The following is a 23,632-nucleotide window of genomic DNA, read 5'->3' as shown; positions in this document are numbered from 1 at the left end:
CCGTCAGGTCGGGGCCTTGGTAAGGGCACGTCGTGAACACACTCCTCACGCGTCGGCTGCTGCAGCTGCTGCCGATGCTGTTTTTTATTTCACTGGTGGCGTTTCTGCTGGTCAAGCTCGCGCCCGGCGATCCGGTGGCGGCGTACATTACGCCGCGTATGGCCCCGGAAGATATCGAGCGTATTCGCCAGAGCCTGGGGCTGGATAAGCCGCTGGTCACGCAGTACGTCCTGTGGCTGAAAAACGTCCTGCAGGGCGATCTCGGCTATTCGCTGATTTATCACCGCCCGGTGCTGGAGATGATCGGCGAACGCATACCGGCCACGCTGGGGCTGATGGGCGCGTCGCTGATGATGGCGATCGTGCTGGCGATCCCGCTGGGGCTGCTGGCGGGGGCATTTAAGCACCGCTGGCTGGATCATCTGCTGAACCTGTTCGCCTATATTGGCATTTCGGTGCCGATTTTCTGGTTCGGCATCCTGCTCATCACCATTTTTGCCGTGCAGCTTAACTGGTTCCCCAGCATGGGGATGCGCACCATCGGCATGGAGGATAACGGGCTGGATCTGCTGCGTCACGGCGTGCTGCCGTGTATTGCCCTCACGTTCTACAACCTCTCCAGCTACGTGCGCTACATCCGCTCCAACACCATCTCGCAGCTCTCGGCCGACTACGTTCAGACCCAGCTTGCCTACGGCGCGACGCGTTCCAGTATTCTGTTTCGGCACGTTCTGAAAAACGTGCTGCTGCCGGTGATTACCCTGTTCGGGCTGTCGTTCGGAGAGCTGATTGTGGGGGCCTATGTGACGGAAAGCGTCTTCTCCTGGCCGGGGATGGGGCTGCTCGGGATCCAGTCGATCGCCTCGCTGGATTACCCGCTGATTATGGCGATCATCATGCTCTCGTCGATGATGCTGATCGTCGGTAACCTGATCGCCGACGTGCTTTATCGCTTCGCCGATCCCCGCATTCGTACGCTGAGGTAACCCGGATGAGCAGACGCTGGCAGCAGGTTCGTCACCAGCTGCGCCGCAACCGTCCGGCGCAGTTCTCCCTGTTTGTGCTTTTTATTTTCGTTGTCGCCGCGCTCTGTGCGGGGTTAAGCCCGTACGATCCGGATCAGATGGCGCTCGGCGCGCGCACGTTGCCGCCGGATGCCGCGCACTGGTTTGGCACCGACGAATACGGCCGCGACTACTTCACCCGCGCGCTGTATGGCGGCCAGATCTCCCTGATGGTCGGTTTTCTCGCCATGCTCTTTTCCACGCTTATCGGCACGGTGGTGGGAACGGTGAGCGGCTATTTTGGCGGCTGGCTGGATAACCTGATGATGCGCGCCGTGGATATCCTGATGGCCATTCCGGCCTTCTTCCTGCTGCTGGTGGTGAATGCCTACCTCAAGCCGGGCGTGGATAACATCATTCTGATTATCAGCCTGCTGACGTGGATGAACATGTCGCGTCTGGTGCGTGCTGAAACCCTGTCGGTGAAAGAGCGCGAGTACGTGCTTTATGCCCGCGCGTCGGGGGAGCATCCGCTGCGCATTATCGCGCGCCACATCATTCCCGGCGTGCTGCCGACCATTATCGTGGCGGCCACGCTTAATATCGCCTCGGCCATTCTGATGGAGTCAACCCTCAGCTTCTTAGGGCTGGGCGTGCAGGCGCCCGCGGCGTCGTGGGGAAGCATGCTTAACAACGCGCAGTCTTATATTGGCGAAGCGTCGTGGCTGGCGATGTTCCCCGGCATTCTGATCCTGCTGACGGTGTTCAGCTTTAACGTGCTGGGCGATGTGTTCCGTACCGCCTTTGAGCCGGGAGCGAATCGCGATGAGTAACTTATTAGCGCTTGAGAACCTGCAAACCACGTTCCGCACGCGCGAGGGCGAGGTTCACGCGGTGCGCGGCGTGAGCTTTCAGGTTCAGCCGGGCGAACTTGTCGGCATCGTCGGCGAGTCGGGCTGCGGGAAAAGCGTCACCTGCAAGTCGATTATCCAGCTTCTGGGGAGCAACGGACGGATAACCGGCGGCAGCATCCGCTTCCAGAATGAGGATCTGGCGCAGAAAACGCCCGCGCAGATGCGCGCCATTCGCGGCAACGAGATCGCGATGATTTTTCAGGATCCGATGACCGCCCTGAATCCGGTGCTGACCATCGGCAAGCAGATGGCTGAGATCCTGATGCGCAACAAAGGACTCAGCAAAAAAGCGGCCAAAGCGGCGGCCATCGCCATGCTGGAACAGGTAGGCATTGCCGAGGCGGAACGGCGATACGACCAGTATCCCCACGAGTTCAGCGGCGGGATGCGACAGCGGGTGATGATCGCCATTGCGCTCTCCTGCAACCCGAAGCTTCTTATTGCTGATGAGCCGACCACCGCGCTGGACGTGACCATTCAGGCGCAGATCCTGCGCCTGCTGAAAAGCCTGCAGCAGCAGACCCGGACCGCGATTTTGCTGATCACCCACGATCTCGGCGTGGTGGCGCAGGTCTGCAGCCGCGTGGTGGTGATGTACGGCGGGCTGGTGATGGAGGAGGGGAGCGTAGAGGACATTTTTTATCGCCCTGCGCATCCTTACACCCAGGGGCTGCTGGCCTCGCTGCCGCGCCCGGATGAGGTCAATCAGCGTTTATCGCCGATCGAAGGTTCGCCGCCTGGCCTGCTTAACCCGCCGCCGGGCTGTCCGTTCGCGGAACGCTGCCCGAAACGCATGCCCCAGTGTGAACGGCAGCCCGCATTTTACACCGCCGGAGAGGGCCATCGCGCCGCCTGCTGGCTATGGGCAGACAAGGAGATTCAGGCATGAGTGAACAACTGGCGCCATTAGTGAGCGTGCGCGATCTGCGCAAGCACTATCCGCTCAACGGCGGTTTGCTGCGTAAAGGCGTGGCCGTGAAGGCGGTTGATGGCGTGAGCTTTGATATCCAGCCCGGCGAGACGTTTGGCCTGGTGGGGGAGTCAGGCTGCGGAAAATCTACCCTCGGGCGCGCCATCCTGCGCCTTTTCGATATCACCTCGGGTGAGATCCACTTCGCCGGGCAGGCGATTGCCCACGCCCGTGAAAAAGAGCTTAAGCCGCTGCGTAAACGGATGCAGGCGATTTTTCAGGATCCTTACTCCTCGCTCAACCCCGGTATGACGGTGCGACAGCTGGTGGCCGAGCCGATGCAGATCCACGGCTACAGCCGCGAAGAACAGCGGGAACGCACTGAAATGCTGCTCTACAAAGTGGGGCTGAAGCACGAGCACCTTGAACGGTTCCCGCATGAGTTCAGCGGCGGGCAGCGCCAGCGCATCAGTATTGCCCGCGCGTTGTCCGTGCATCCTGAATTTGTGCTGTGCGATGAGCCGCTCTCGGCGCTGGACGTCTCGGTGCAGGCGCAGGTGGTGAATATTTTACAGGATCTGCAGCAGGAGCTGGGGCTAACCTATCTGTTCATCGCCCACGATCTCTCCATGGTTCGCCATATCTCCAGCCGCATTGGGGTGATGTATCTCGGTAAACTGGTGGAGGTGGCCCCGGCGAATGAACTGTATCAACGTCCGGCGCACCCTTACACCCGCGCGCTGCTGGCGGCGGTTCCCCAGCCCGATCCGCGCATCCGTAACCTCGAAGACGCCACCCTGCGCGGCGACATTCCCGGCCCCACGTCCGCGCTGCCGGGCTGTAAGTTCTGCAGCCGCTGCCCGCACGCCATGCCGGTGTGCCAGACGCAGGAGCCTGCCATGCAGGAGATCGCGCCAGGGCATTTCGCGGCATGCTGGCTGTTTAACATGTAGTTAATGCGCCGCGCAGGTGTATGATAAATGTCCCTCTGTCAGGTTAATTACAACGTGCAGACGACGACAACCCTTAAAAAAATTGCCGCCTGCCTGTTTTAGGTTGGATACATGCGTAAAGGAAAGTTAAGCAGTGATGCGCCATTCGGGACATTGTTAGGCTATGCGCCCGGTGGCGTGGCGATTTACTCTTCAAATTACGGCAGTCTGGACCCGCGAAAATACCCGGAAGACGCGGATTTTCGCAGCTATATCGGCAACGAATACATGGGCCACAAGTGGCAATGCGTTGAGTTTGCCCGCCGTTTCCTGTTTCTCAACTATGGCTTCGTGTTTACCGACGTCGGCATGGCGTGGGAAATCTTCTCCCTGCGCTTTTTGCGCCAGGTGGTGAACGATAACATTCTGCCCCTTCAGGCTTTTGCCAACGGTTCAAAACGCGCGCCGCGCGCCGGGGCGCTGCTGATCTGGCAAAAGGGCGGCGAGTTTCACGAGACCGGCCACGTGGCGGTGATCACCCAGCTTCTCGACGATAAGGTGCGTATTGCGGAGCAGAACGTGATTCACTCCCCGCTGCCGCTCGGGCAGCAGTGGACGCGCGAGCTGCGTCTGAGCGTGGAGAACGGGTGTTACACGATCCATGACACCTTCAACGACACGGAGATTCTCGGCTGGATGATCCAGACCGACGACGCGGAACACAGCATTCCCCAGCCGGAAATCGACGGCGAACTGCTGAAAATCAGCGGCGCGCGGCTGAAAAACAAGCGTCAGTTCGACGGAAAATGGCTTAACGAAAATGACGCGCTGCAGCAGGCGTATATCCGCGCTAACGGCCATGTGATCAACAAAGATCCCTGCCAGTACTTCACCATTACCGAAAGCGCCGAGCAGGAGCTGATCAAGGCCACTAACGAACTGCACCTGATGTACCTGCACGCGACGGACAAGGTGCTGAAAGACGACAACCTGCTGGCGCTTTTCGACATCCCGAAAATCCTCTGGCCGCGCCTGCGCCTCTCCTGGCAGTGGCGTCGCCACCATATGATCACCGGTCGTATGGATTTCTGCATGGATGAGCGAGGCATTAAGGTCTACGAGTACAACGCCGACTCCGCGTCCTGCCATACCGAGGGCGGGCTGATTCTCGAAGAGTGGGTGAAAAACGGCTATCGCGGCAACGGGCATAACCCGGCGGAAGGGCTGCTGGAAGAGCTGACCGGGGCGTGGAAGCACAGCCACGCGCGGCCGTTCGTCCACATCATGCAGGACAACGATGTCGAAGAGGACTATCACGCGCTCTTTATTCAGCGTTCGCTGATGCAGGCCGGGTTCGAGACCAAAATTCTGCACGGGCTGGAGGCGCTCAGCTGGGATGCCGCCGGACAGCTGATTGACGACGAAGGTCGCCACGTCAACTGCGTGTGGAAAACCTGGGCGTGGGAAACGGCGATAGAGCAGATCCGCGAGGTAAGCGAAACCGAATACGCCGCCGTGCCGATCCGCACCGGACATCCCGAGGGCGAGGTGCGCCTGATTGACGTCCTGCTGCGCCCGGAGGTGCTGGTCTTCGAACCTCTGTGGACCGTTATTCCCGGCAACAAGGCGATTCTCCCGGTACTGTGGCAGCTGTTCCCGAACCACCGTTACCTGCTCGACACCGATTTTGAGGTTAACGACCTGCTGAAGCAGACCGGCTATGCCGTCAAGCCGATTGCCGGCCGCTGCGGCAGCAATATCGATCTCATCAGCGCCCAGGACGAACTGCTGGATAAATCCAGCGGCAAGTTTGTTGACCGCAAAAACATCTACCAGCAGCTGTGGTGCCTGCCGAAGGTCGACGGCAAGTACATACAGGTCTGCACCTTTACCGTGGGCGGGAACTACGGCGGAACCTGTCTGCGCGGCGATGACTCGCTGGTGGTGAAGAAAGAGAGCGATATCGAGCCGCTGATAGTGGTTAAAGATAAGTAGTTCACACCTGCGATAAATAAGCCCCCGCAGGGTCTCCTGCGGGGGCTTTTTGTTACTGTTCTTCCTCTTCCTGCTGCTCGTTGATCTTCAGATCGATGATGCGGCCAATCTGATCGTGGTACACCGTCAGCAGGTTGTACTGGCTCATCTCGGAGATGATCTGCGGTGAGACGTTAAAGCTGCGGGCCAGCTCCTCCTGGTGAAAATAGCCCGGCTGGCGCCGCCTCACGTTGGCGCGACGGCGGTTGTACTGATACCACAAAATCAGCAGCCAGCCGTTGATCGCGGCAAACAGCAGGTAGAGCAACACCGTATTAAAGGACGCGATAATCACGCTCCAGCGGTGGTCGCTCTCATCGGTTAGCTGCATCCACAGACGGGCATACAGGAAAAACAGAAATCCTCCCCATGCCACCAGCGTCAGCGCGGCATCAAAAAGACGCGGCAAGAGCCGATGCTCGGTCAAAATTAAGGTATTTTCGTTCATTAAATGCTCCCTTTTCCCCGGTCCGGACTGATCCAGCGCGCGCGGGCGCGCTGGCGTTTAAGCATGACTTTTGGAAATGCGACGAGGGTGGTGAACAGGCCAATCATCCAGTACACCATCGGGAACCAGATCACCCAGAAAAGCGAGCTGGCCACTTTTCGTTCATAGCGCCGCTCGATGTACAAGCTGACCAGGAACTGCAGCAGGCACATCACGCCCAGCAGCAGGCCGGTAAACTCCGGTGGAAAAAGGCTCTCCACCGTCAGCCTGGCGGGAACAGGCGCAACATGGCTGAGGAGGAACAGCAGCACCGTCATCGCGTACGCGAAGGCCCACAGCGTTGACAGCGCGTACTCCAGAAACAGCGGCCACATGCGGTGATGCTCCCAGCGCACGATCCTGCGAAGGTTAACCAGAAACACCTCCGCGCCCCCCTGGGCCCAGCGCAGGCGCTGTTTCCACAGGCCTCTCAGCGTCTCCGGCATCAGGATCCAGCACAGCGCCCGCGGCTCAAAAAAGATATCCCAGTGGCGCAGCTGAAGCTTCCAGCTGATGTCGATGTCTTCGGTGATCATGTCCGGACTCCAGTACCCGACGTCCGCCAGCGCCTGTCGGCGAAACGCGGCGATGACGCCGGAGACGGTAAAGACCCGGCCATAGATCCGCTGCGTCCGCTTGATGAGCCCAATAATGGAAGAGAACTCGCCCACCTGAATGCGGCCAATCAGCGTGGAGCGCGTGCGAATGCGCGGATTCCCGGTGACAGCCCCGACGTGGGGGTACTGAATCAGCGGTGCCACCAGATAAGCGGCGGTATCGCGGTCGAGCAGGGCGTCGCCGTCAATGCAGACCAGCAGATCGCCCCGCGCTGCCGCGGCTCCGGCCTTAAGCGCCAGCGCTTTCCCCTGATTTTCCGCGAGGTTAATCACCCGCAGGCGCGGCTGTTCCTGCGCCAGCGCCTGCAATACCTCCGCCGTGTTGTCAGACGAACCGTCGTTGATGGCGATAACTTCTATATTTTCATACCGCTGATCCAGCGCGGCGCTGATGGTCTCCCGGGCATTCCTTCCCTCGTTGAAGCAGGGGATAAGAATGGAGATGAGCGGCTCACCGACGAGCGTCGGGGCGGACGTGTCTTTATCCCACGACCAGTGGCGTTCAAGCTGAAACCAGAAATAGAGGCCGCCGGTTATCCAAAGTACCGACATGAACAGCGGCCAGAAGAACACAAAATCCAGAATCAGTTCGCCGGTAAAGAGGGCGGCCACGCCTAACGGCAACCCGAATACCAGACATAAAATAGAGAAGGCGATAATGCGATCAGTCATTGTCAGGGTACCAGTACGAAGAAAATTCAGGCCTGATGCGTGAGATATCAGGTTGATTGTTGAGGAAGTCGTCGGGGTAGTAACCGTAGTTTTTGACGCCGTTCAGCTGGAGCACGCGCATCCACTGCGCAAGCTGGCTGTCGGACACGGCGCGCTGCGGTTTCTGGTCCCAGTCCCTGGCCTGCAGCTCGAAAATGGTTTTATCAAGCGCGCCAGGGCGTGCGGCGACCGCGTTAACCAGACGCGTCAGCCAGGCATCGCTCTCGTCTGCCGGAACGGACTCCATCAGCGGCATGGCCATCGGCACCGTCCAGTCGTACTCCGCCAGAAAATCATCAAGATTCTGCGCGAACCACGCTTCGCTTTCGTGCTGCAGAATGGGTAAGGCGAACATATTGCGCGCGGTTTTTATCTGCGGGCCGCGGATATGCTTCACCGCCAGGCTCAGGGCGTGGGTAAGCCCGATAAGCGTCTGGCTTTTCTGGCGCGTGGTGTTCTGACCGGCATCGTCCACGTCCGTCAGCGCCGCATCGTCATGGAACAAAACCCCGTTGAAGCTGGCATAGCGGGCCAGATCTTCATAGATGTCCGTCACCTGCTGGCGCACCTGCGGGTCCCACGGGGAAAGCCGGATGTAGGGCTCGGTGGCTTCTTGCAGCTGGCCGGTTTGACGATCCCGGCGCTGCACGCGCGGCAGGGAAGGATCGAGATCGAACGAGAGCACCGGCATCCACGCGAAGACTTTCACGCCCGCGCGGGTTTGCAGCTGCCAGGCGACAAAATTAAAGAGATCGGCCCGAACCGGCAGCCGACGGTTGGGGAAATAGAGCGCCTTGATCCTGCCGTCGCCCTGCGGGTCGGCAAACGCCTGCAGGAAAACATGGCTGATCTTCATGTCGTAGACCCGCTGGATCAGCTTGTTGATGTTTTGGGTCTGCTGGGCCGGATCGGGATCGTAAACGTAGTCGAGATCGACGTGCATGACGCGCACGGGATCGCGCTCCTGAACCTGGCTGACCGTGCTGGCAAACGCCTTGAGCGAGGGATTCCCGGCGATCAGCAGGCGGGGGATGTTGCCCAGATCCTGCACGTTCCCCAGCCCGTCCTCAAGGGTGAAGGCCAGCCGGTAACCCTGCTGTCTGGCGATAGCGAGCGACGTACCGCTGGCGGCGCCGTAGGGCCAGACCCAGGCGCGCGGCGCCTTGCCCGTCACCTGCGTGATTTTTTCAGTCACTTTGCGAACGTCATCGCCGATCCGCTGGTTGAACTGCTGGTCGGTTTCATAGCGACCCGTCGCTTTGTCATACAAGCGGTTGGCGATGGCCGGCTCGCGGCTGCCCTGCGGGTTGGCCGGAATGCCGTAATGCGAGGCCCAGGTATGCGATCCGATTTCAATCAGCGGAGACTGGCTGAGCTCGCGCACCATGTCCCACGTCGCGAAGCGATCCCGGGGCGTCATCAGGCCGCCAAAATTCACCTTTTGATGGGCTGGCGTATCGACCCAACTGCCCACCGGCGCCCACAGCGCGGGGACGTTCCAGGCCTGAAGCAGCGGCCAGACGCGGGTGTAAAAGCTGCTGTAGCCGTCGTCAAAGCTGAGCAGAACGGCTTTTGGCGGCAGCGTTTTTTTCCCGTCATGCGCGTCAAGAATGTCCTGCACGCTGATGGCGTGGTAGCCGTTGTGCAGCAGCCAGCTTATCTGCTCGTTTAACGCGCTGGTGCGAACGGAGAGATAGCGCTGATCGGCGGCATCGTCTTCGACGTCGTGGTAGGCCAGGACCAGAAACTGGTTCTTCGGCCAGGGTTTACTCGCCTCCAGCTGCGGCCTCTCTTTGGGCGTAATGAACGAGATCGCCTGCGCGCAGACGCTCGCGCTGAGGCAGAGCCAGCCGAGGAGTATCAGGCCCACGGAAAAACGTGTGTTCAGCATATTCATCCTTAAAAGCGTAAAGTCGCGTCAAACGTGACGGAGAGGTTGCTCTCGCGTTTGCCGTCGTAAGGGCGTTTGTCCCAGTTCAGCATCACGCCGGTATCAATAACGTTGTTCCACTGAACGCGCTGTCCGTAACCCAGCAGGGCGATGGCGCCAGCGGATTGATTTTTCTGCCAGTAGCTGCCGCCTCCCGCCACGAACTGCTGGCTCCAGAGGGTGTCGTAATGGCGGACCATTTCATGGTCAACGGCCAGGGCCGCCGTCACGGACAGATCCCGCGCCGGGTTGTAGTAGAGCGTGTCGCGCAGGCTGTTTTTACTGGCGGCGATCCCCGGCTCGAGATCCAGCGTCAGGGACGGGGTCTGCCAGAGACGCTCCTTGCCCGTGAGGGTATATTCCTGGCGGCGGTTATGATCGGAGAAGCGGCTGAGGGCGGCGCTGAACTGGTACTCACGCCGCTCGTTTTGATACCAGCGCACCCCGCCTTCACCCCGGTTGGCGCTAATGCCGTTGCGTAACGCCCGAAGGGGCGTGGTGCGCGACAGGCGTTCCAGGCTGCCGCTGACCTGCCAGCTATCGTTCACAAAGTACGTTGTTGCGAGGCGAGCGCCCGGCTTGTCTTCGCCGTGATAGCGGTTGCTGGAAAGCTCGGCTTCGAGCTGGAGGTCGCGTGGTCGCCACTCGACGCCGCCCAAAAGGTGACGGCTGGTGCCTTTGCCTTCATCGAAATTACTCTGCGCGTAGCGGGTACCCGCAAACAGCCGCCAGCTGTCCGCTACGGGTGGGCCATAGAGCGTTGCGTCCCAGCTCAGGTCGTGCGTCCCGCTGACGGGGCTATCGGAGTGCAAGCCCTTGCTCGCGTTGAGGCGCAGCTCGGACATGTGGTGGACCGTTCTGAGCCTGTCGAGACGCCTGGCGCTGCGGTCGGCAGGCGCGCGGGCAAGCACGTCGTCGGCCAGTAAATCCATCTGTCGCCACTCCTGTAGATCCATCGCGACGTAAGCCTGCTGTTGCTCTAGCTCTGTATTGGACGGCTCCAGCGCCTCCGCCTTTTTCAGCGTTTGCTCGGCCGCACGCGGCAGGCCCCGCGCCTGAAGCAGGGTGGCGTAGTCAATCTGTAATCCCTGATTGCCCGGCGCCGTTGTCGCCAGACGGTGCGCCAGCGTTTCGGCTTCCGGCAGGGCATTCGTCGCCAGCAAATAGTTAAAGCGGAGCGACTGTCCGGTAAGCCATCGATCGTTCGGCTGAGGGGTTGGGGAGCCGAAATCGTAGCGGGTCCACGGGACGTTGCGGGTCTGGCGCTCAGCATATCGGCGGGCGGACTGATACTGTCCCGTATCCAGCCAGGCGTAGAAAAGCGCGTGCTCCTCGTCCTGCGGATCGGAAGCGTATTGCGGATAGCGTTGCAGAAGCGAGAAGGCGGCGGCCGCGTTTTGCTCCTGCAGATACGCGGAAATCACCCAGCCGATGGCCCAGCCCGGCATCGGATGCTGCTCAGCCGTCAGCGCCTGATATTCACGGATGACCTGCGGGTAATCACCATGCGCATACAGCGCGCCAAGCCTGTCTATACGCGCCAGAACGACGTCTTCCGCCGTCTGCGGATCTTTTTGCCAGCGGGAAAGCAGAGCGTCGTAACGATTCAGCGTGGATTGCGCAAGCTGCAGGCGCTCCTTTTCTGTTCTGCCGGGCACATCGGCAAGGCGAACCCGTTCGGCGGCGGCATTACGCTCAAGACGGCGATGCTCCGCGGGGGACAGCGTGACGCTTTGTGAAAGCTGGAGCGCGGGGGTGTTCACCCGGCTATCCGTTAGCGCGTCGATCAGCTCGCTGAGGAGCGCTTTATTCTCAGGCGCGATATTCAGCGCGCGCGTGTCTGCCAGAAGCCGATCCCAGCTTTTTCCCTGGCGTAACCAGACATACGAGAGCGTCTCAAGATGTGCCTGAGAAGGATTTTCCGCTACCAGCCGTTGGGCTTCCTGCAGGGCAAGCGCGTCCATGCGGGCATCGGCGAGAGTTTTTATGTAGCCGATACGATAATCGTCGTTATCCGGCGCAAGGCTACGCGCCTCTTTCCAGCGCGCCAGGGCCGGCTGCCAGGCTTTTTGATTTCGCCTGGACTGCGCGACGGCAGCAACGCCGCGGGCGGGCAGCGGCATATAAATACCGTAACGCTGCCAGACCTGAATAACCTCGTCATCATGACCTGCCCAGGACGCAACCTGTAACCAGTCCGCAACTTGATCAGGCGTCAGGGCATGCTGCTGCTGATAACGATGAAGATAATCGAGAAACGGCGAGTAATTACCGTTACGCGCCTGTTGAATCTGTTGCTCATATACGGATTCAGTAGCCTGAGCCAGAACAGGAAAGAGGAATAACAGAAACAATAATGTTGGGGCGCGATAAAAGAATAACGTATTGAAGCGAAGCGATCTTTCCATATCTATTTGCCATTTGTTTATCATGAATCCATTGCATAACACGGCCGCCTTTAAACTCAGCGTTAAAGGCCATAAATGAGAACATTAAATCTGAATGCAGTGATGTTACGGGGTACTTACCTAAAGGTAATTATGGATCCTTATCTCAGTGGACTGGGTGAAAGCTAATGTACACCTGATATGTTGCCGGATAAATATGTTGAAATGGGGCTGTGTTGTTTTGAGATAATTCTGTATCGAGTGGTTTTTGGCGGTTTTATTGAAATGATTGTTTATTTGTAACTGATTGATATATTGGTATTTTATTTATATTGTGACAGCTTTGTATATATTTTTAATGTGGTTTACCTGTCTCAATTAAAGTACTTTCTGGTGCATGTTTGGGAAGTTTCATGACAAAAATTCTTAATGTTTAGAGAAGTGACTTTTCTGCGATTGTTTTTTATTTATAATTAATGGCAGCCATTGAATGATAGTCTACAGGAAGTCTTACTCATCAATGTCTGTATTGAGGGATGTCCAAAGCCAGAATACATTTATCGTTAATATAACAGCGCTATAAAACGAAGGCGGCCTTCTTTGCGAGGGATCGTGCTTGCTTTAATCTAAAAGGGATGGTTAGTGGCAACTTCAATTGTTTTAGTGACTCAGGATCGCTACCTTGTCAGGGGGATGAGGATATTTTTCCCGGATATTATCCTGCTCGACTCGATTGACAGAAACATATTTGATAACGGTGCAGATGAATATTCTGTATTGATTGATAGTCGTTCTCCGCTCCGTTTATATGATTACCTGATACGCCATCCGGCCAGAACGAAAAAAACAATCTGCTGCGTTATGCTCGATATGCGACACCGCGAGGAGAATCTGCTCAGTATGAAGTTATTTATGAACACGTCGCTGACCGCGCCGGATATGGCGTCGTTATTTAACCTGGTGCTCAATATGAAGGGCAGGCGCCTGACCACGAAGTGGCTGCTTAACTTACGGCTTAGCACGCACGAAGCGATCATGCTGCGGTTGCTGCGGGCAGGGATGCCGATGGAAGCCATCGCCGATGAGCTGAATACGTCGGTGAAAAGCCTCTATCGCAAACGAACGGCGCTCTCGGAACGCCTGGGGGCGGAGAACTTCAACGAGGCGTGTTTGTTTATCTTTAAAAACAAACTGCTGGACGCAGGTGGGAACGATCCCTGGGGTGGGGAGAAACCAAAAGCAAAAACCCGCCACGAGGGCGGGTTCTTTAAATAGTGGTGCCCGGACTCGGAATCGAACCAAGGACACGGGGATTTTCAATCCCCTGCTCTACCGACTGAGCTATCCGGGCAACGGGGCGCATTAAACCCGATCTGCCCCGTGGCGTCAACGAAAAATGTTGTTTTCGTTACAGACTGCGCAATCTCTCACCATTTCGCCGCATCCTTAAGCGAAAAAGTGCGTCCAGAGCGCGGAGAGCGGCATGGCGAGCAGCAGTGCGGGCAGCATGTTCACCACGGCAAACATCTTAATCCCACAGATGCGCAGCCCGGTCGCCAACAGCAGCAGGCCGCCGACGGCGGTAAAGTCTGCCATCATTGCCGGCGTGGTGAGCGGGAGAATCAACGTGGCGCAGGTGGCAAGCGCGAGCTGAATAAGCAGCATCGGGACGCAAATCGCCGCCACGGCGACGCCAAGGGTAGTGGCGAAAATGGTGGCAGTGAAGAAATCAAGAAACGCTTTCGCAATTAATATGCTTGGGTCGCCGGTCATCCCTTCCTGCATTGAACCGAAAATCCCGGTGCCGCTGGCGCAAAACAGAATGATGATGGCGACATAGTTTTGAATAAACGACTCGTGCGTGCCGTGTTTCGCCTTGCCGCCCGGTCGGGCAATCAGGTTTTTGGCTTTACTCACCGCGCTGTTAATGCCTTTTTCCAGATAGCAGAACTCGCCAATCAGCGCGCCGAGCAGGGTGGCCAGCACCATCACCGGCAGGTTGGCGCATTTGATCACGAGAAGAATACCGATCCCTAACGATGCCAGGCCGAATATTGAGGGCATGGAGGTGCGAATACGCTCCGGCAACCGCTGGCTCAGCACGGCGCCGAGTACGCCGCCCAGCAATACGGCGCCTGCGTTAATAAATGGCCCGATAACCAAAGTTAACTCCTGTTATTTAATCATTGATATTGCATTATTATGACACGGCAGGGCTGCGCGGGCCTTAGCTTTGGTTGATTTCGTGCATACTGATTCCTTCTTGCACCTCAAAATAAAAGGTGACATTATTGCGCGAATTTTCTCCTCCCTGTCTCACCGCTCGGTGAGGGTAACTGCGCCTATGAAAACCATGAAAATTGCCGTCAGCCGCGAGCTGCTCTCCACTGTGTCTACGCACCGCGAAAAGGTGACGCTGGACAGCACTGATTTTACCGATGTGGCGGCCGTCGTCATCACAACAGCTGAAAGTCGCAGCGGCATTCTTGCTCTGCTGAAACGCACGGGCTTTCATTTACCGGTGTTTATTTTCTCGCAGGAGCCAACGGACGTACCCGACGGCGCCACCGCGGTCATCTCGGGTAAAGCTCAGGAGTTTCTGGAACTGGAGAGCGCTGCCAGCCGCTACGAAGAGAACCTGCTGCCGCCTTTTTTTGATACCCTGAGCCAGTATGTGGAGATGGGCAACAGCACTTTCGCCTGTCCGGGCCACCAGCACGGGGCATTTTTCAAAAAACACCCGGCAGGGCGACAGTTCTATGATTTCTTCGGTGAAAACGTGTTTCGCGCCGACATGTGCAACGCCGACGTGAAGCTGGGCGATCTGCTGATCCACGAAGGGTCCGCCAAGCACGCGCAAAAGTTCGCGGCGAAAGTGTTCAACGCGGACAAAACCTACTTCGTGCTGAACGGCACCTCAGCGGCCAATAAGGTGGTGACCAACGCGCTGCTGACCCGCGGCGACCTGGTGCTGTTCGATCGCAATAACCATAAGTCTAACCACCACGGGGCGCTGATCCAGGCGGGCGCCACGCCGGTTTATCTTGAGGCCGCGCGTAACCCGTTTGGCTTTATTGGCGGAATTGACGACCACTGCTTTGACGATGCCTATCTGCGGGATCTTATCCGCGAGGCGGCGCCGGAGAAGGCCGACGAGGCGCGCCCGTTCCGCCTGGCGATCATTCAGCTTGGCACCTACGACGGGACGATCTACAACGCCCGCCAGGTGATCGACAAGATCGGTCATCTCTGCGACTACATCCTCTTTGACTCCGCATGGGTGGGTTACGAGCAGTTTATTCCGATGATGGCGGAAACGTCCCCGCTCTTGCTGGAATTGAACGAGAACGATCCGGGAATTTTCGTGACCCAGTCGGTGCATAAACAGCAGGCCGGGTTCTCGCAAACGTCGCAGATCCATAAAAAGGATAACCACATTCGCGGTCAGGCGCGTTTCTGCCCGCACAAGCGGCTGAACAACGCGTTTATGCTGCACGCCTCCACCAGCCCGTTTTATCCGCTGTTCGCCGCGCTGGATGTGAATGCCAAGATCCACGAAGGTGAAAGCGGACGCAGGCTGTGGGCGGAGTGCGTCGAGCTGGGGATTGAGGCGCGCAAGGCAATCATTGCGAATTGCCATATGATCAAACCGTTTATCCCGCCGGTGGTGGCGGGGCGGCCGTGGCAGGATCATCCGACGCACGCCATTGCCGGCGAGCTGCGCTTCTTCAGCTTTGAGCCGGGGGCCAAATGGCACGGCTTTGAGGGCTATGCCCGCGAGCAGTACTTTGTCGACCCGTGCAAGCTCCTGCTGACCACGCCGGGTATCGATGCCGAAACCGGGGAGTACACGGATTTCGGGATCCCGGCGACGATTCTGGCGCACTACCTGCGCGAAAATGGCATCGTGCCGGAGAAATGCGACCTCAATTCGATCCTGTTCCTGCTGACGCCTGCCGAAAGCAGCGAGAAGCTGGCGCAGCTGGTGGCGATGCTGGGCCAGTTCGAACAGCATATTGAAGACGACACGCCGCTGGCGGACGTGCTGCCGACGATCTTCCAGAAATACCCGGTGCGCTACCGGGATTATACCCTCCGCCAGCTGTGTCAGGAGATGCACGATCTCTACGTCAGCTTTGACGTGAAGGATCTGCAGAAGGCGATGTTCCGCAAGGAGAGCCTGCCTGAGGTAGTGATGAACCCGCAGGATGCGAACCGGGCCTATATTCGCGGTGACGTGGAGCTGGTTCGCATACGTGATGCCGCAGGGCGCATTGCTGCCGAAGGGGCGCTGCCCTATCCGCCGGGCGTGCTGTGCGTGGTGCCGGGTGAGGTCTGGGGCGGGGCGGTACAGCGTTACTTCCTCGCGCTGGAGGAGGGCATCAACCTGCTGCCGGGCTTCTCGCCGGAGCTGCAGGGGGTTTACAGCGAGAAGGATGCCGACGGGATTAAGCGGCTGTATGGTTATGTATTAAGGTAGCCCCCCCTCACCCTAACCCTCTCCCCAAAGGGGAGAGGGGATTGTACGGGGCCGTCTTTTCACCCTCGCCCCTTTGGGGAGAGGGCCGGGGTGAGGGGGAACGTTTCATCAAACCGCACTACGCTTGTACATCCTCCTCGGATGCCCAATCTTGCCGTACAGCATCTCCACCGTCAGAAAACCCGCCTCTACGCAGTGCTCCAGATAGCGCCGGGTGGTGGTTTTGCTTAATCCGGTTTCGCTCACCACCTCATCCACGGTAAAGCAGTGCGTTGCCTTGTCGTTGAACAGCGTCTGCACACGCGCCAGCGTATTTTCCTCAATGCCTTTACTGCCGTTGTCCAGGCGGTAGTTTTTCGCCTGGAGCTGATACAGCGAATCCACGTTCTGCTGGTCGACAATCTTCCACACGCGCTGCTGTTCCGCAAACTGCACGAACCTCTCCAGCGACTGGCTGAGCCGCTTCCAGGAGACGGGTTTGAGGATGTAGTCGAACGCGCCGTTGCGAATCGCCTGGCTGCAGGTGTCCATATCGCTGGCGGCGGTAATAAAAATCACCGAGCAGTTGGCGCGGGCCAGCATGGGGTTATTGATAAGCGAGATGCCTTTGCCGTCCGGCAGATAGTTATCCAGCAGCATGAGCTGCGGCTGTTTGCTTTCAAGCTCTGCCTGGGCCGCAGCCAGCGACGAGGCAATGCCTACCAGCCTCAGACGCGGGTGTTTGCCTATCAGCTCCGCGTGCAGTTGCGCCAGTTCGTTCTCGTCTTCAACAATCAGTACGTCGATAAGTTCATGTTGCATAGTCGGTGTCTTCCAGTTGCCGGGCGATTCCCGTGGCCGGGATAAACAAGGAGAAAATGGCGCCGCGCGGGGTATTATCGGCAACTTCTATCGCGCCGCCAGCCTGTGTGACGTAGCTTTCGATCAGATACAGGCCAATCCCATGATCGCCGCGTGTTTTGGTGGTAATGCCGCGTTCAAAGATCCGGTCACGCATCTCCGGTGTAATGCCAACGCCCTGGTCGGCGACTTCAATAATCAGCTCCTGTTCGCTGAGTTTTATCAGCACTTCTACCGGCGCGTGGGGAAGCGGCGACCGCTGTGTTGCTTCGATGGCGTTATCCAACAGGTTGCCAATAATTGAAATCAGCTCTTGCTCCCCAAGGGGCAGGAAGGGTCTGTCCAGCCGACAGCCCGGGTCGAAACACAGCTCTACGCCTTTCTCCCGCGCGCGGGCGGCTTTCCCCAGCAGCAGGCCACACAGAGTCGGGGAACTGAAGCGCGAAGAGATAAAGTCCAGCAGCTCCTGGGCATGTTCCGACTGCGCCTGAATGTAGCCAATGGCTTCCTCATAGCGGCCCATATGCAGCAGGCCGGAGAGGGTGGTCATCCTGTTTAACTGCTCGTGGCGCATAATGCGCAGGTTATCGACATAGCGTTTTACCTGGCTGAGCTGGGCGCTCAGCGAGTCGATCTCGTTGCGATCGCGGAAGGTGATCACCCAGCCCTGCAGCGACCCCTCAAGCATGATGTGCACCCGGCTGGCAATCACCGTGAGATCGTTAAAACGACAAATCTCGTCATGGGTATCTTTCGCCAGCATCGTCTGCGTGTCGAAGAACGGGACCGGATCGATCACCTGGCTTATCAGCTGTCCGCGCAGCTCGCGGGCCGGCTGGCTCAGGCCCAGCAGCTTGCGCGCCGCCTGGTTGATGACTTCAATCCGCCGCCGATCGTCAATGGCAATCACCCCTTCATAGATAGATTCCATCATCGCCTTCTGCTGGCGCACCAGCAGGCCGATCTCGCGCGGCTCAAGGGAGAAGATCTGCTTCTTGATGCTGCGGGTAAAGAACCAGGAGAAGATAAAGAGAGCGATCAGCAGCAGCACGGCGGCAATCAGGATATTAACCACTTTGCTGACGGTAATGGTATCAAGGTAGCTGGTCAGATAGCCTACCGAAACAATGCCGACCACCTGTCCGGCGGCGTTGAAGATGGGGGCTTTACTGCGCAGCGAAATGCCCAGCCCGCCTTTGCGAATGGTGGTGGTGCTTTTACCCTGCAATACGGCTTCATTGTCTCCGCCAACCAGGGTTGTGCCCACTCTGTCGGCAAAGACGGAGTGAAAAAGATGCTGCCCTTTATTATCACCAATCACAATAAAGCTGGCGTCACTGTGCGCAGAAATCTTCTGCATAAAATCATGGATGGCGTTGATATTCTTTTGTTCAACTTCATTACGCAATGTCGGAATAAGCGCAATCTCTTCAGCCTGTATTTTGGCACGCGTACTCATTTCCTGATAAAGCTGTTTCCCGACGTCGGCATAATAATATCCGCCCAGCAGCGCGAAAAGCACCGAGAAAAAGGCAACCAGCGAAATAAACAGCTTAATCTGGAAAGAGACTTTCATAACTATCACGCGAGGTAGCAGCAAAGATCGCCAATATATCATCTTTTTTCGTGCTGACGCCCGCTTTGCCGAAAACTTGTGATCCCTTGCACAGCGGGCGCTGTAAAAGAGTTATCCTGAAGGCGAACGTGCTTCTGGCTGCGCGAACAAATGTTATTTGTTTGTTCAATTCGGAAAAGAAACCATAAAAACCACGGCAATAAATAAGGTATAAATCACATTAAATAAAAGAAACCATTAAAACCATAGCTGCCATTAAAACTTCGCTTTTAATATGCCATCCCTCACATAAAGTAAGCCTTTGTGACTCTAAGCTGAACGCACAAAATAACCAAGGGGCTTATTATGAGCACAACTGACGATTCTTTCTCTGTTACCCACGACCCGATTGAAATTCAGCGGCCTTCGCTCAAAGAGCGCTGGTGGCATATTATGGATACCTGGAAAGTTGGGATTATTCCTCTGCCGCTGTTCGTTCTGGCGGGCGCGCTGATTGCGATTGATTGCCTGGGCGGAAAACTGCCGAGCGATATCGTGGTCATGGTGGCAACGCTGGCTTTCTTCGGCTTTGCCTGCGGCGAGTTTGGCAAACGCCTGCCGATTGTCGGCAAGCTCGGCGCGGCGGCGATTTGCGCCACCTTTATCCCTTCCGCGCTGGTCTACTATGGCCTGCTGCCGGACGTGGTGGTCGAGTCCACCACCAAGTTCTACAAATCCACCAACATTCTCTATCTCTACATCTGCTGCATTATCGTCGGCAGCATCATGAGCATGAACCGCACGGTGCTGATTCAGGGTTTCCTGCGCATCTTCTTCCCGATGCTGTGCGGTGAAGTTGTCGGCATGCTGGTGGGAATGGGCGTCGGCCTGGCGCTGGGTCTTGAGCCGTTCCAGATCTTCTTCTTTATCATTCTGCCGATTATGGCGGGCGGCGTCGGGGAAGGGGCAATCCCGCTTTCCATCGGCTATGCCACCCTGCTGCACATGGACCAGGGCGTGGCACTCGGCCGCGTGCTGCCGATGGTAATGCTCGGCGGTCTGACGGCAATCATCATCTCCGGCTGCCTGAACCAGCTCGGTAAACGCTTCCCGCACCTGACCGGTGAAGGACAGCTGATGCCTAACCGCGCGAATGCCGATGCCACCGTCTCTCAGCCTGCGTTTTCCGGCAAAGCGGACGTCACCACTATTGCCTCCGGCGCGCTGCTGGCGGTGCTGCTCTACATGCTGGGCATGCTCGGCCACAAGCTGATTGGCCTGCCTGCACCAGTTGGCATGCTGTTTATGGCGGTCCTGGTGAAACTCTGCAACGGCGCCTCTCCGCGTCTGCTGGAAGGCTCTCAGGTGGTGTACAAATTCTTCCAGACCTCCGTGACCTACCCAATCCTCTTCGCCGTCGGCGTAGCTATCACCCCTTGGCATGAACTGGTGGCGGCGTTCACCGTCAGCAACCTGTTGGTGATTGTCAGCACCGTTTCCGCACTGGTGGCAACCGGCTTCTTCGTCGGCAAAAAGATTGGTATGCACCCGATTGATGTCGCCATCGTCTCCTGCTGCCAGAGCGGCCAGGGCGGTACCGGCGACGTGGCGATCCTGACCGCAGGCAACCGTATGAGCCTGATGCCGTTCGCCCAGATTGCTACCCGTATCGGCGGGGCGATTAACGTCTCTGTCTCACTGCTGATTCTGGGCAACTTCCTCGTTTAAGTTTTCAGGAAAGAACAATGAAACTCGCAAGCTTTTTATACCAGGGAAAACGCAGCTACGGCATCGTCCAGGCCGACGGCGTGATTGATTTAGGCCGCCGTCTCGGCGACCGCTACAGCGACCTCAAGGCGCTGCTGCAGGGCAACGGGCTGGCGCAGGCCACCCCTTACCTGAACGACGCCGTGGACGTGCCGATGAGCGCCATCACCTTCTTACCGGTGATTGAGCATCCGGAAAAAATCCTCTGCGTGGGCATGAACTATGCCGACAAGCGCAAGGAGTTTGACCAGCATAACCCGGCCCCGACGCTGTTTGTCCGCTTCCCGGATTCACAGACCGGCCACAACGAGCCGGTGCTGAAGCCGCGCCACTCCAGTGAATTCGACTATGAAGGCGAGCTGGCGGTGATCATCGGCAAAGGTGGGGAGAACATCAGCCGCGACGACGCTCTGCGCCACGTGGCGGGATACAGCTGCTACATGGACGGCTCCGCCCGCGACTGGCAGCACACCTGGTTCACCGCCGGTAAAAACTGGCGCAAAACCGGCGCGTTTGGGCCGTGGATGGCGACGGCAGATGAGATCCCGGATCCGCACCAGCTTGCGATCCGCACCTGGCTGAACGGCCGCATGGTGCAGGAAGACAACACCAGCAGCATGATCCACAAGGTGGCGGAGCTGATCGAGTACATCAGCACCTTTACCCGCCTCAGCCCGGGCGATGTGATCATCACCGGATCCCCGGGCGGAGTGGGTAAAAAGCGCAATCCGCCGCTGTTTATGAAGGAAGGGGATCGCATTGAGGTGGAGATCGAGCATATCGGTCATCTCAGCAACGTGATCGTGGAAGCGCCAGCCGTCGGGCTTGCGGCAGCACATTAAGAAAGACGGCATGAACAGTCAACCCATCGATTTTCGCCACACGCTGGTGGCGAAACACCCGGAACGCTTAAGCCAGATCCGCTACCTGCTGGCAGACAGCGGCCTTGGCCTGGACAACGACATCACGCTGTTTGTCGAAGCCTGGTCCGGCTCGCAGCTGGTGGGTTGCGCAGGGCTTGCTGCCAACGTCATCAAATGCGTGGCGGTTAATGAGCAGCTTCGCGGCGAGAACCTCAGCGCGCGGCTGCTTGCAGAGGTGGAAAATGCAGCGCTGGAGTGCGGCCATTTTCATCTCTTCCTCTGCACCCGTCCGTGCAACCGGGAGCGCTTTGCCCGCAGCGGCTTCTGGCCGATTGCCCAGAGCGGGAACAACGCGGTGCTGATGGAAAACACCCCGCAGGGGATCGAACGCTACTGCCGTTCCCTGCGCGCGAAGCGCAAGTGCGGGGAGAACGTTGGCGCGATAGTGATGAACGCCAATCCGTTCACCCTCGGCCACCGCCATCTGGTGGAGCAGGCGGCGCAGCGGTGCGACGCCCTGCACCTGTTCGTGGTGCGTGAAGACGCCTCGTTCTTCCCGTTCAGCGCTCGCCTCGAGATGGTGCGCGCGGGCGTGGCGCATCTGCCGAACGTGTTGGTGCATGAAGGCTCGCAGTACATCATCTCCCGCGCCACCTTCCCGGCCTACTTCCTGAAGGAGACCGGCAAAGTGCAGCAGGCGTGGAGCGAGATCGACGTGCTGATCTTCCGGGACTTCATCGCCCCGGCGCTCGGCATCACGCACCGCTTCATCGGCTCGGAGCCGTTCTGCGATATCACCCGCCAGTACAACCAGACGCTGCACGACCTGCTGGCCTCGCATATCGAGGTGGTGGAAATGCCGCGCATCAAGGCCACCGGCAACGCTATTTCAGCGTCCGAAGTGCGCCGCTTACTGAAGACACAGCAGTTTTCCCGGATCCGGGAGATTGTCCCGGACTCCACCTTCGCGCATCTCGAAACGCATTACCGTGCGAGTGCGGAAGTCGCTTAACTACCAGGAATTTATCATGAAAATTGTAAGGGAGGCGCTGGCCGGAACGCAGGAGTCCAGCGACCTGATGGTGAAAATCGCTCCCGCTCACGGCGAGCTGGAGATAGTCATCCACAGTGAAGTGATTAAGCAGTTTGGCGAGCAGATTCGCCAGGTGGTCAACGACACATTGCGCGCCATGAACGTGCACCAGGGATTAATCATTATTGAAGACAAAGGGGCGCTGGACTGTGTGATCCGCGCCCGCCTGCAAAGCGCGCTGATGCGTGCCGCCGATGAACAGGCCATCAACTGGGGGGCGCTGAAATGAGCAAACTCCGCCGCAGCATGCTGTTCCTGCCGGGCGCTAACGCCGCCATGCTCTCAACCGCCTTTATCTACCGTCCCGACTCCATCATGTTTGATCTTGAGGACGCCGTCGCCCTGCGCGAGAAGGATACCGCGCGCATGCTGGTGTTCCACGCCCTGCAGCACCCGATGTATCAGGATATCGAAACCGTAGTGCGTATTAACCCGCTCAGCACGCCATTTGGCCTGCTGGATCTGGAAGCCGCCGTGCGGGCCGGCGTGGACGTGATCCGCCTGCCGAAAACCGACACGCCGGACGATATCTACGAGCTGGAAAGCCATCTCGAGCGTATCGAACAGGAGTGCGGCCGCGAGGTTGGCTCCACCCGCGTGATGGCGGCGATTGAATCGGCCATTGGCGTCATCAACGCCGTGGCGATTGCCCGCAGCTCTCCGCGCCTCATCGGGATTGCGCTGGCCGCCTTTGACTACGTGATGGACATGCAGACCGAGCGCGGCGACGGCACCGAGCTGTTCTACGCCCGCTGCGCCGTGCTGCACGCCGCCCGCGCGGCGGGCATCGACGCCTTCGACGTGGTGTGGTCAGACGTTAACGACGAGGCCGGGTTCCTGCGCGAGGTCGATCTGATCCGCAAGATGGGCTTTAACGGCAAATCGCTGATTAACCCGCGCCAGATTGACCTGCTGCACAACGCCTACGCCCCGACTCAGGAAGAGGTGGATCACGCCAGAAGGGTGATTGAGGCGGCAGAAGAGGGCGAGCGTAACGGCCTGGGCGTGGTGTCGCTCAACGGCAAAATGGTGGATGCACCGATTATTAACCACGCGCAGGTGGTGCTGGAGCGCGCGGCGGCCTCCGGCGTGCGTCGGTAAGGATAAA

General features: G+C 58.2%; 19 protein-coding genes and 1 tRNA gene. 12 read left to right on the top strand and 8 right to left on the bottom strand.

The genetic code is table 11. The annotated features are described in order from the left end of the window. Nucleotides 1-32: 32 nt before the first annotated feature. The 5 genes from AC27FC_RS17910 (at nucleotide 33) to gss (ending at nucleotide 5,755) form a co-directional block, all read left to right on the top strand. Nucleotides 33-986, top strand: a complete 954-nt coding sequence (locus tag AC27FC_RS17910; RefSeq protein ID WP_033146639.1) for an ABC transporter permease — start codon at nucleotides 33-35, stop codon at nucleotides 984-986. 5 nt (nucleotides 987-991) lie between these two features. Continuing rightward, on the top strand, nucleotides 992-1,837 hold the full coding sequence (locus AC27FC_RS17905; RefSeq protein WP_094935322.1) for an ABC transporter permease: 846 nt from the start codon (nucleotides 992-994) through the stop codon (nucleotides 1,835-1,837). Then, nucleotides 1,830-2,807 carry an ABC transporter ATP-binding protein gene (locus AC27FC_RS17900; protein ID WP_094935323.1) on the top strand — a complete coding sequence of 326 codons (978 nt, stop codon included), beginning with the start codon at nucleotides 1,830-1,832 and terminating at the stop codon, nucleotides 2,805-2,807. Before AC27FC_RS17905 ends, AC27FC_RS17900 begins: the two co-directional genes overlap by 8 nt. After that, a complete protein-coding gene (locus AC27FC_RS17895) occupies nucleotides 2,804-3,781 on the top strand; it encodes an ABC transporter ATP-binding protein (RefSeq protein ID WP_143346495.1) in 978 nt (325 codons plus the stop codon). The genes AC27FC_RS17900 and AC27FC_RS17895 overlap by 4 nt, the downstream gene beginning before the upstream one ends. 111 nt (nucleotides 3,782-3,892) lie before the next feature. Next, complete coding sequence (gene gss / locus AC27FC_RS17890; protein WP_487160251.1) at nucleotides 3,893-5,755, top strand: bifunctional glutathionylspermidine amidase/synthase; 1,863 nt, start codon at nucleotides 3,893-3,895, stop codon at nucleotides 5,753-5,755. 52 nt (nucleotides 5,756-5,807) lie between these two features. On the opposite strand, the gene pgaD is transcribed toward gss, so the two are convergent. From pgaD to pgaA, 4 genes are read right to left on the bottom strand one after another with little or no spacing between them, the layout of a single operon-like run. Beyond that, nucleotides 5,808-6,242 (bottom strand): poly-beta-1,6-N-acetyl-D-glucosamine biosynthesis protein PgaD, encoded by a 435-nt coding sequence (gene pgaD, locus AC27FC_RS17885; protein ID WP_196355080.1) that lies wholly within the window; start codon nucleotides 6,240-6,242, stop codon nucleotides 5,808-5,810. Beyond that, the gene (gene pgaC, locus AC27FC_RS17880) at nucleotides 6,242-7,570 is read right to left on the bottom strand and encodes a poly-beta-1,6-N-acetyl-D-glucosamine synthase (RefSeq protein WP_196355079.1); all 1,329 of its coding nucleotides are present in this window, start codon (nucleotides 7,568-7,570) and stop codon (nucleotides 6,242-6,244) included. Before pgaC ends, pgaD begins: the two co-directional genes overlap by 1 nt. Further along, nucleotides 7,563-9,500 carry a poly-beta-1,6-N-acetyl-D-glucosamine N-deacetylase PgaB gene (pgaB, locus tag AC27FC_RS17875; protein WP_196355078.1) on the bottom strand — a complete coding sequence of 646 codons (1,938 nt, stop codon included), beginning with the start codon at nucleotides 9,498-9,500 and terminating at the stop codon, nucleotides 7,563-7,565. Before pgaB ends, pgaC begins: the two co-directional genes overlap by 8 nt. Before the next feature lie 8 nt (nucleotides 9,501-9,508). Continuing rightward, a complete protein-coding gene (gene pgaA, locus AC27FC_RS17870; protein ID WP_196355077.1) occupies nucleotides 9,509-11,947 on the bottom strand; it encodes a poly-beta-1,6 N-acetyl-D-glucosamine export porin PgaA in 2,439 nt (812 codons plus the stop codon). A gap of 672 nt (nucleotides 11,948-12,619) precedes the next feature. On the opposite strand from pgaA, the gene AC27FC_RS17865 reads away from it, so the two are divergent. Further along, nucleotides 12,620-13,201 carry a helix-turn-helix transcriptional regulator gene (locus tag AC27FC_RS17865; protein WP_049015725.1) on the top strand — a complete coding sequence of 194 codons (582 nt, stop codon included), beginning with the start codon at nucleotides 12,620-12,622 and terminating at the stop codon, nucleotides 13,199-13,201. On the opposite strand, the gene AC27FC_RS17860 is transcribed toward AC27FC_RS17865, so the two are convergent. Both AC27FC_RS17860 and AC27FC_RS17855 read right to left on the bottom strand, forming a co-directional pair. Continuing rightward, nucleotides 13,202-13,277, bottom strand: a tRNA-Phe gene (locus AC27FC_RS17860). Between the two features lie 95 nt (nucleotides 13,278-13,372). Next, entirely contained in the window at nucleotides 13,373-14,089 is a 717-nt protein-coding gene (locus AC27FC_RS17855) for a DUF554 domain-containing protein (RefSeq protein WP_094935400.1), read from the bottom strand. A gap of 181 nt (nucleotides 14,090-14,270) precedes the next feature. Here AC27FC_RS17855 and AC27FC_RS17850 point away from each other — a divergent pair, with 181 nt between their 5' ends. Then, nucleotides 14,271-16,406 (top strand): ornithine decarboxylase, encoded by a 2,136-nt coding sequence (locus AC27FC_RS17850; RefSeq protein ID WP_196355076.1) that lies wholly within the window; start codon nucleotides 14,271-14,273, stop codon nucleotides 16,404-16,406. A gap of 108 nt (nucleotides 16,407-16,514) precedes the next feature. Here the strand turns inward: AC27FC_RS17850 and AC27FC_RS17845 are convergent, their stop codons facing one another. Continuing rightward, nucleotides 16,515-17,207 (bottom strand): response regulator, encoded by a 693-nt coding sequence (locus AC27FC_RS17845; protein WP_023309148.1) that lies wholly within the window; start codon nucleotides 17,205-17,207, stop codon nucleotides 16,515-16,517. Then, complete coding sequence (locus AC27FC_RS17840; RefSeq protein ID WP_047060407.1) at nucleotides 17,197-18,822, bottom strand: ATP-binding protein; 1,626 nt, start codon at nucleotides 18,820-18,822, stop codon at nucleotides 17,197-17,199. The genes AC27FC_RS17845 and AC27FC_RS17840 overlap by 11 nt, the downstream gene beginning before the upstream one ends. Nucleotides 18,823-19,167: 345 nt before the next feature. On the opposite strand from AC27FC_RS17840, the gene AC27FC_RS17835 reads away from it, so the two are divergent. The 5 genes from AC27FC_RS17835 to citE are packed head-to-tail and all read left to right on the top strand — an operon-like array spanning nucleotide 19,168 to nucleotide 23,625. Beyond that, nucleotides 19,168-20,529, top strand: coding sequence for a 2-hydroxycarboxylate transporter family protein (locus AC27FC_RS17835; protein ID WP_033146621.1), 1,362 nt, complete (start codon nucleotides 19,168-19,170; stop codon nucleotides 20,527-20,529). A 17-nt stretch (nucleotides 20,530-20,546) separates the two neighbouring features. Then, on the top strand, nucleotides 20,547-21,410 hold the full coding sequence (locus AC27FC_RS17830; protein ID WP_094935397.1) for a fumarylacetoacetate hydrolase family protein: 864 nt from the start codon (nucleotides 20,547-20,549) through the stop codon (nucleotides 21,408-21,410). A 10-nt stretch (nucleotides 21,411-21,420) separates the two neighbouring features. Beyond that, a complete protein-coding gene (gene citC, locus AC27FC_RS17825) occupies nucleotides 21,421-22,443 on the top strand; it encodes a [citrate (pro-3S)-lyase] ligase (protein WP_033146620.1) in 1,023 nt (340 codons plus the stop codon). A 16-nt stretch (nucleotides 22,444-22,459) separates the two neighbouring features. Further along, nucleotides 22,460-22,753, top strand: coding sequence for a citrate lyase acyl carrier protein (gene citD, locus AC27FC_RS17820; RefSeq protein WP_008499773.1), 294 nt, complete (start codon nucleotides 22,460-22,462; stop codon nucleotides 22,751-22,753). Continuing rightward, a complete protein-coding gene (gene citE / locus AC27FC_RS17815) occupies nucleotides 22,750-23,625 on the top strand; it encodes a citrate (pro-3S)-lyase subunit beta (RefSeq protein ID WP_048977250.1) in 876 nt (291 codons plus the stop codon). Before citD ends, citE begins: the two co-directional genes overlap by 4 nt. The last annotated feature ends 7 nt before the right edge of the window (nucleotides 23,626-23,632 follow it).

This window comes from Enterobacter sp. C3_dUdeg (assembly GCF_057536195.1).
Note: the sequence above shows the minus strand (reverse complement) of the source record. Positions and strands in the feature narration are given on the sequence as shown.

Coding starts and splice junctions, on each gene's coding strand:
- pgaA (WP_196355077.1), bottom strand. CDS start 11,947: ATGGAAAGATCGCTTCGCTTCAATACGTTATTCTTTTATCGCGCCCCA.
- gss (WP_487160251.1), top strand. CDS start 3,893: ATGCGTAAAGGAAAGTTAAGCAGTGATGCGCCATTCGGGACATTGTTA.
- AC27FC_RS17865 (WP_049015725.1), top strand. CDS start 12,620: ATGAGGATATTTTTCCCGGATATTATCCTGCTCGACTCGATTGACAGA.
- AC27FC_RS17895 (WP_143346495.1), top strand. CDS start 2,804: ATGAGTGAACAACTGGCGCCATTAGTGAGCGTGCGCGATCTGCGCAAG.
- AC27FC_RS17840 (WP_047060407.1), bottom strand. CDS start 18,822: ATGAAAGTCTCTTTCCAGATTAAGCTGTTTATTTCGCTGGTTGCCTTT.
- pgaB (WP_196355078.1), bottom strand. CDS start 9,500: ATGCTGAACACACGTTTTTCCGTGGGCCTGATACTCCTCGGCTGGCTC.
- AC27FC_RS17905 (WP_094935322.1), top strand. CDS start 992: ATGAGCAGACGCTGGCAGCAGGTTCGTCACCAGCTGCGCCGCAACCGT.
- pgaC (WP_196355079.1), bottom strand. CDS start 7,570: ATGACTGATCGCATTATCGCCTTCTCTATTTTATGTCTGGTATTCGGG.
- AC27FC_RS17830 (WP_094935397.1), top strand. CDS start 20,547: ATGAAACTCGCAAGCTTTTTATACCAGGGAAAACGCAGCTACGGCATC.
- AC27FC_RS17850 (WP_196355076.1), top strand. CDS start 14,271: ATGAAAACCATGAAAATTGCCGTCAGCCGCGAGCTGCTCTCCACTGTG.
- AC27FC_RS17900 (WP_094935323.1), top strand. CDS start 1,830: ATGAGTAACTTATTAGCGCTTGAGAACCTGCAAACCACGTTCCGCACG.
- citD (WP_008499773.1), top strand. CDS start 22,460: ATGAAAATTGTAAGGGAGGCGCTGGCCGGAACGCAGGAGTCCAGCGAC.
- citC (WP_033146620.1), top strand. CDS start 21,421: ATGAACAGTCAACCCATCGATTTTCGCCACACGCTGGTGGCGAAACAC.
- pgaD (WP_196355080.1), bottom strand. CDS start 6,242: ATGAACGAAAATACCTTAATTTTGACCGAGCATCGGCTCTTGCCGCGT.
- AC27FC_RS17845 (WP_023309148.1), bottom strand. CDS start 17,207: ATGCAACATGAACTTATCGACGTACTGATTGTTGAAGACGAGAACGAA.
- AC27FC_RS17835 (WP_033146621.1), top strand. CDS start 19,168: ATGAGCACAACTGACGATTCTTTCTCTGTTACCCACGACCCGATTGAA.
- citE (WP_048977250.1), top strand. CDS start 22,750: ATGAGCAAACTCCGCCGCAGCATGCTGTTCCTGCCGGGCGCTAACGCC.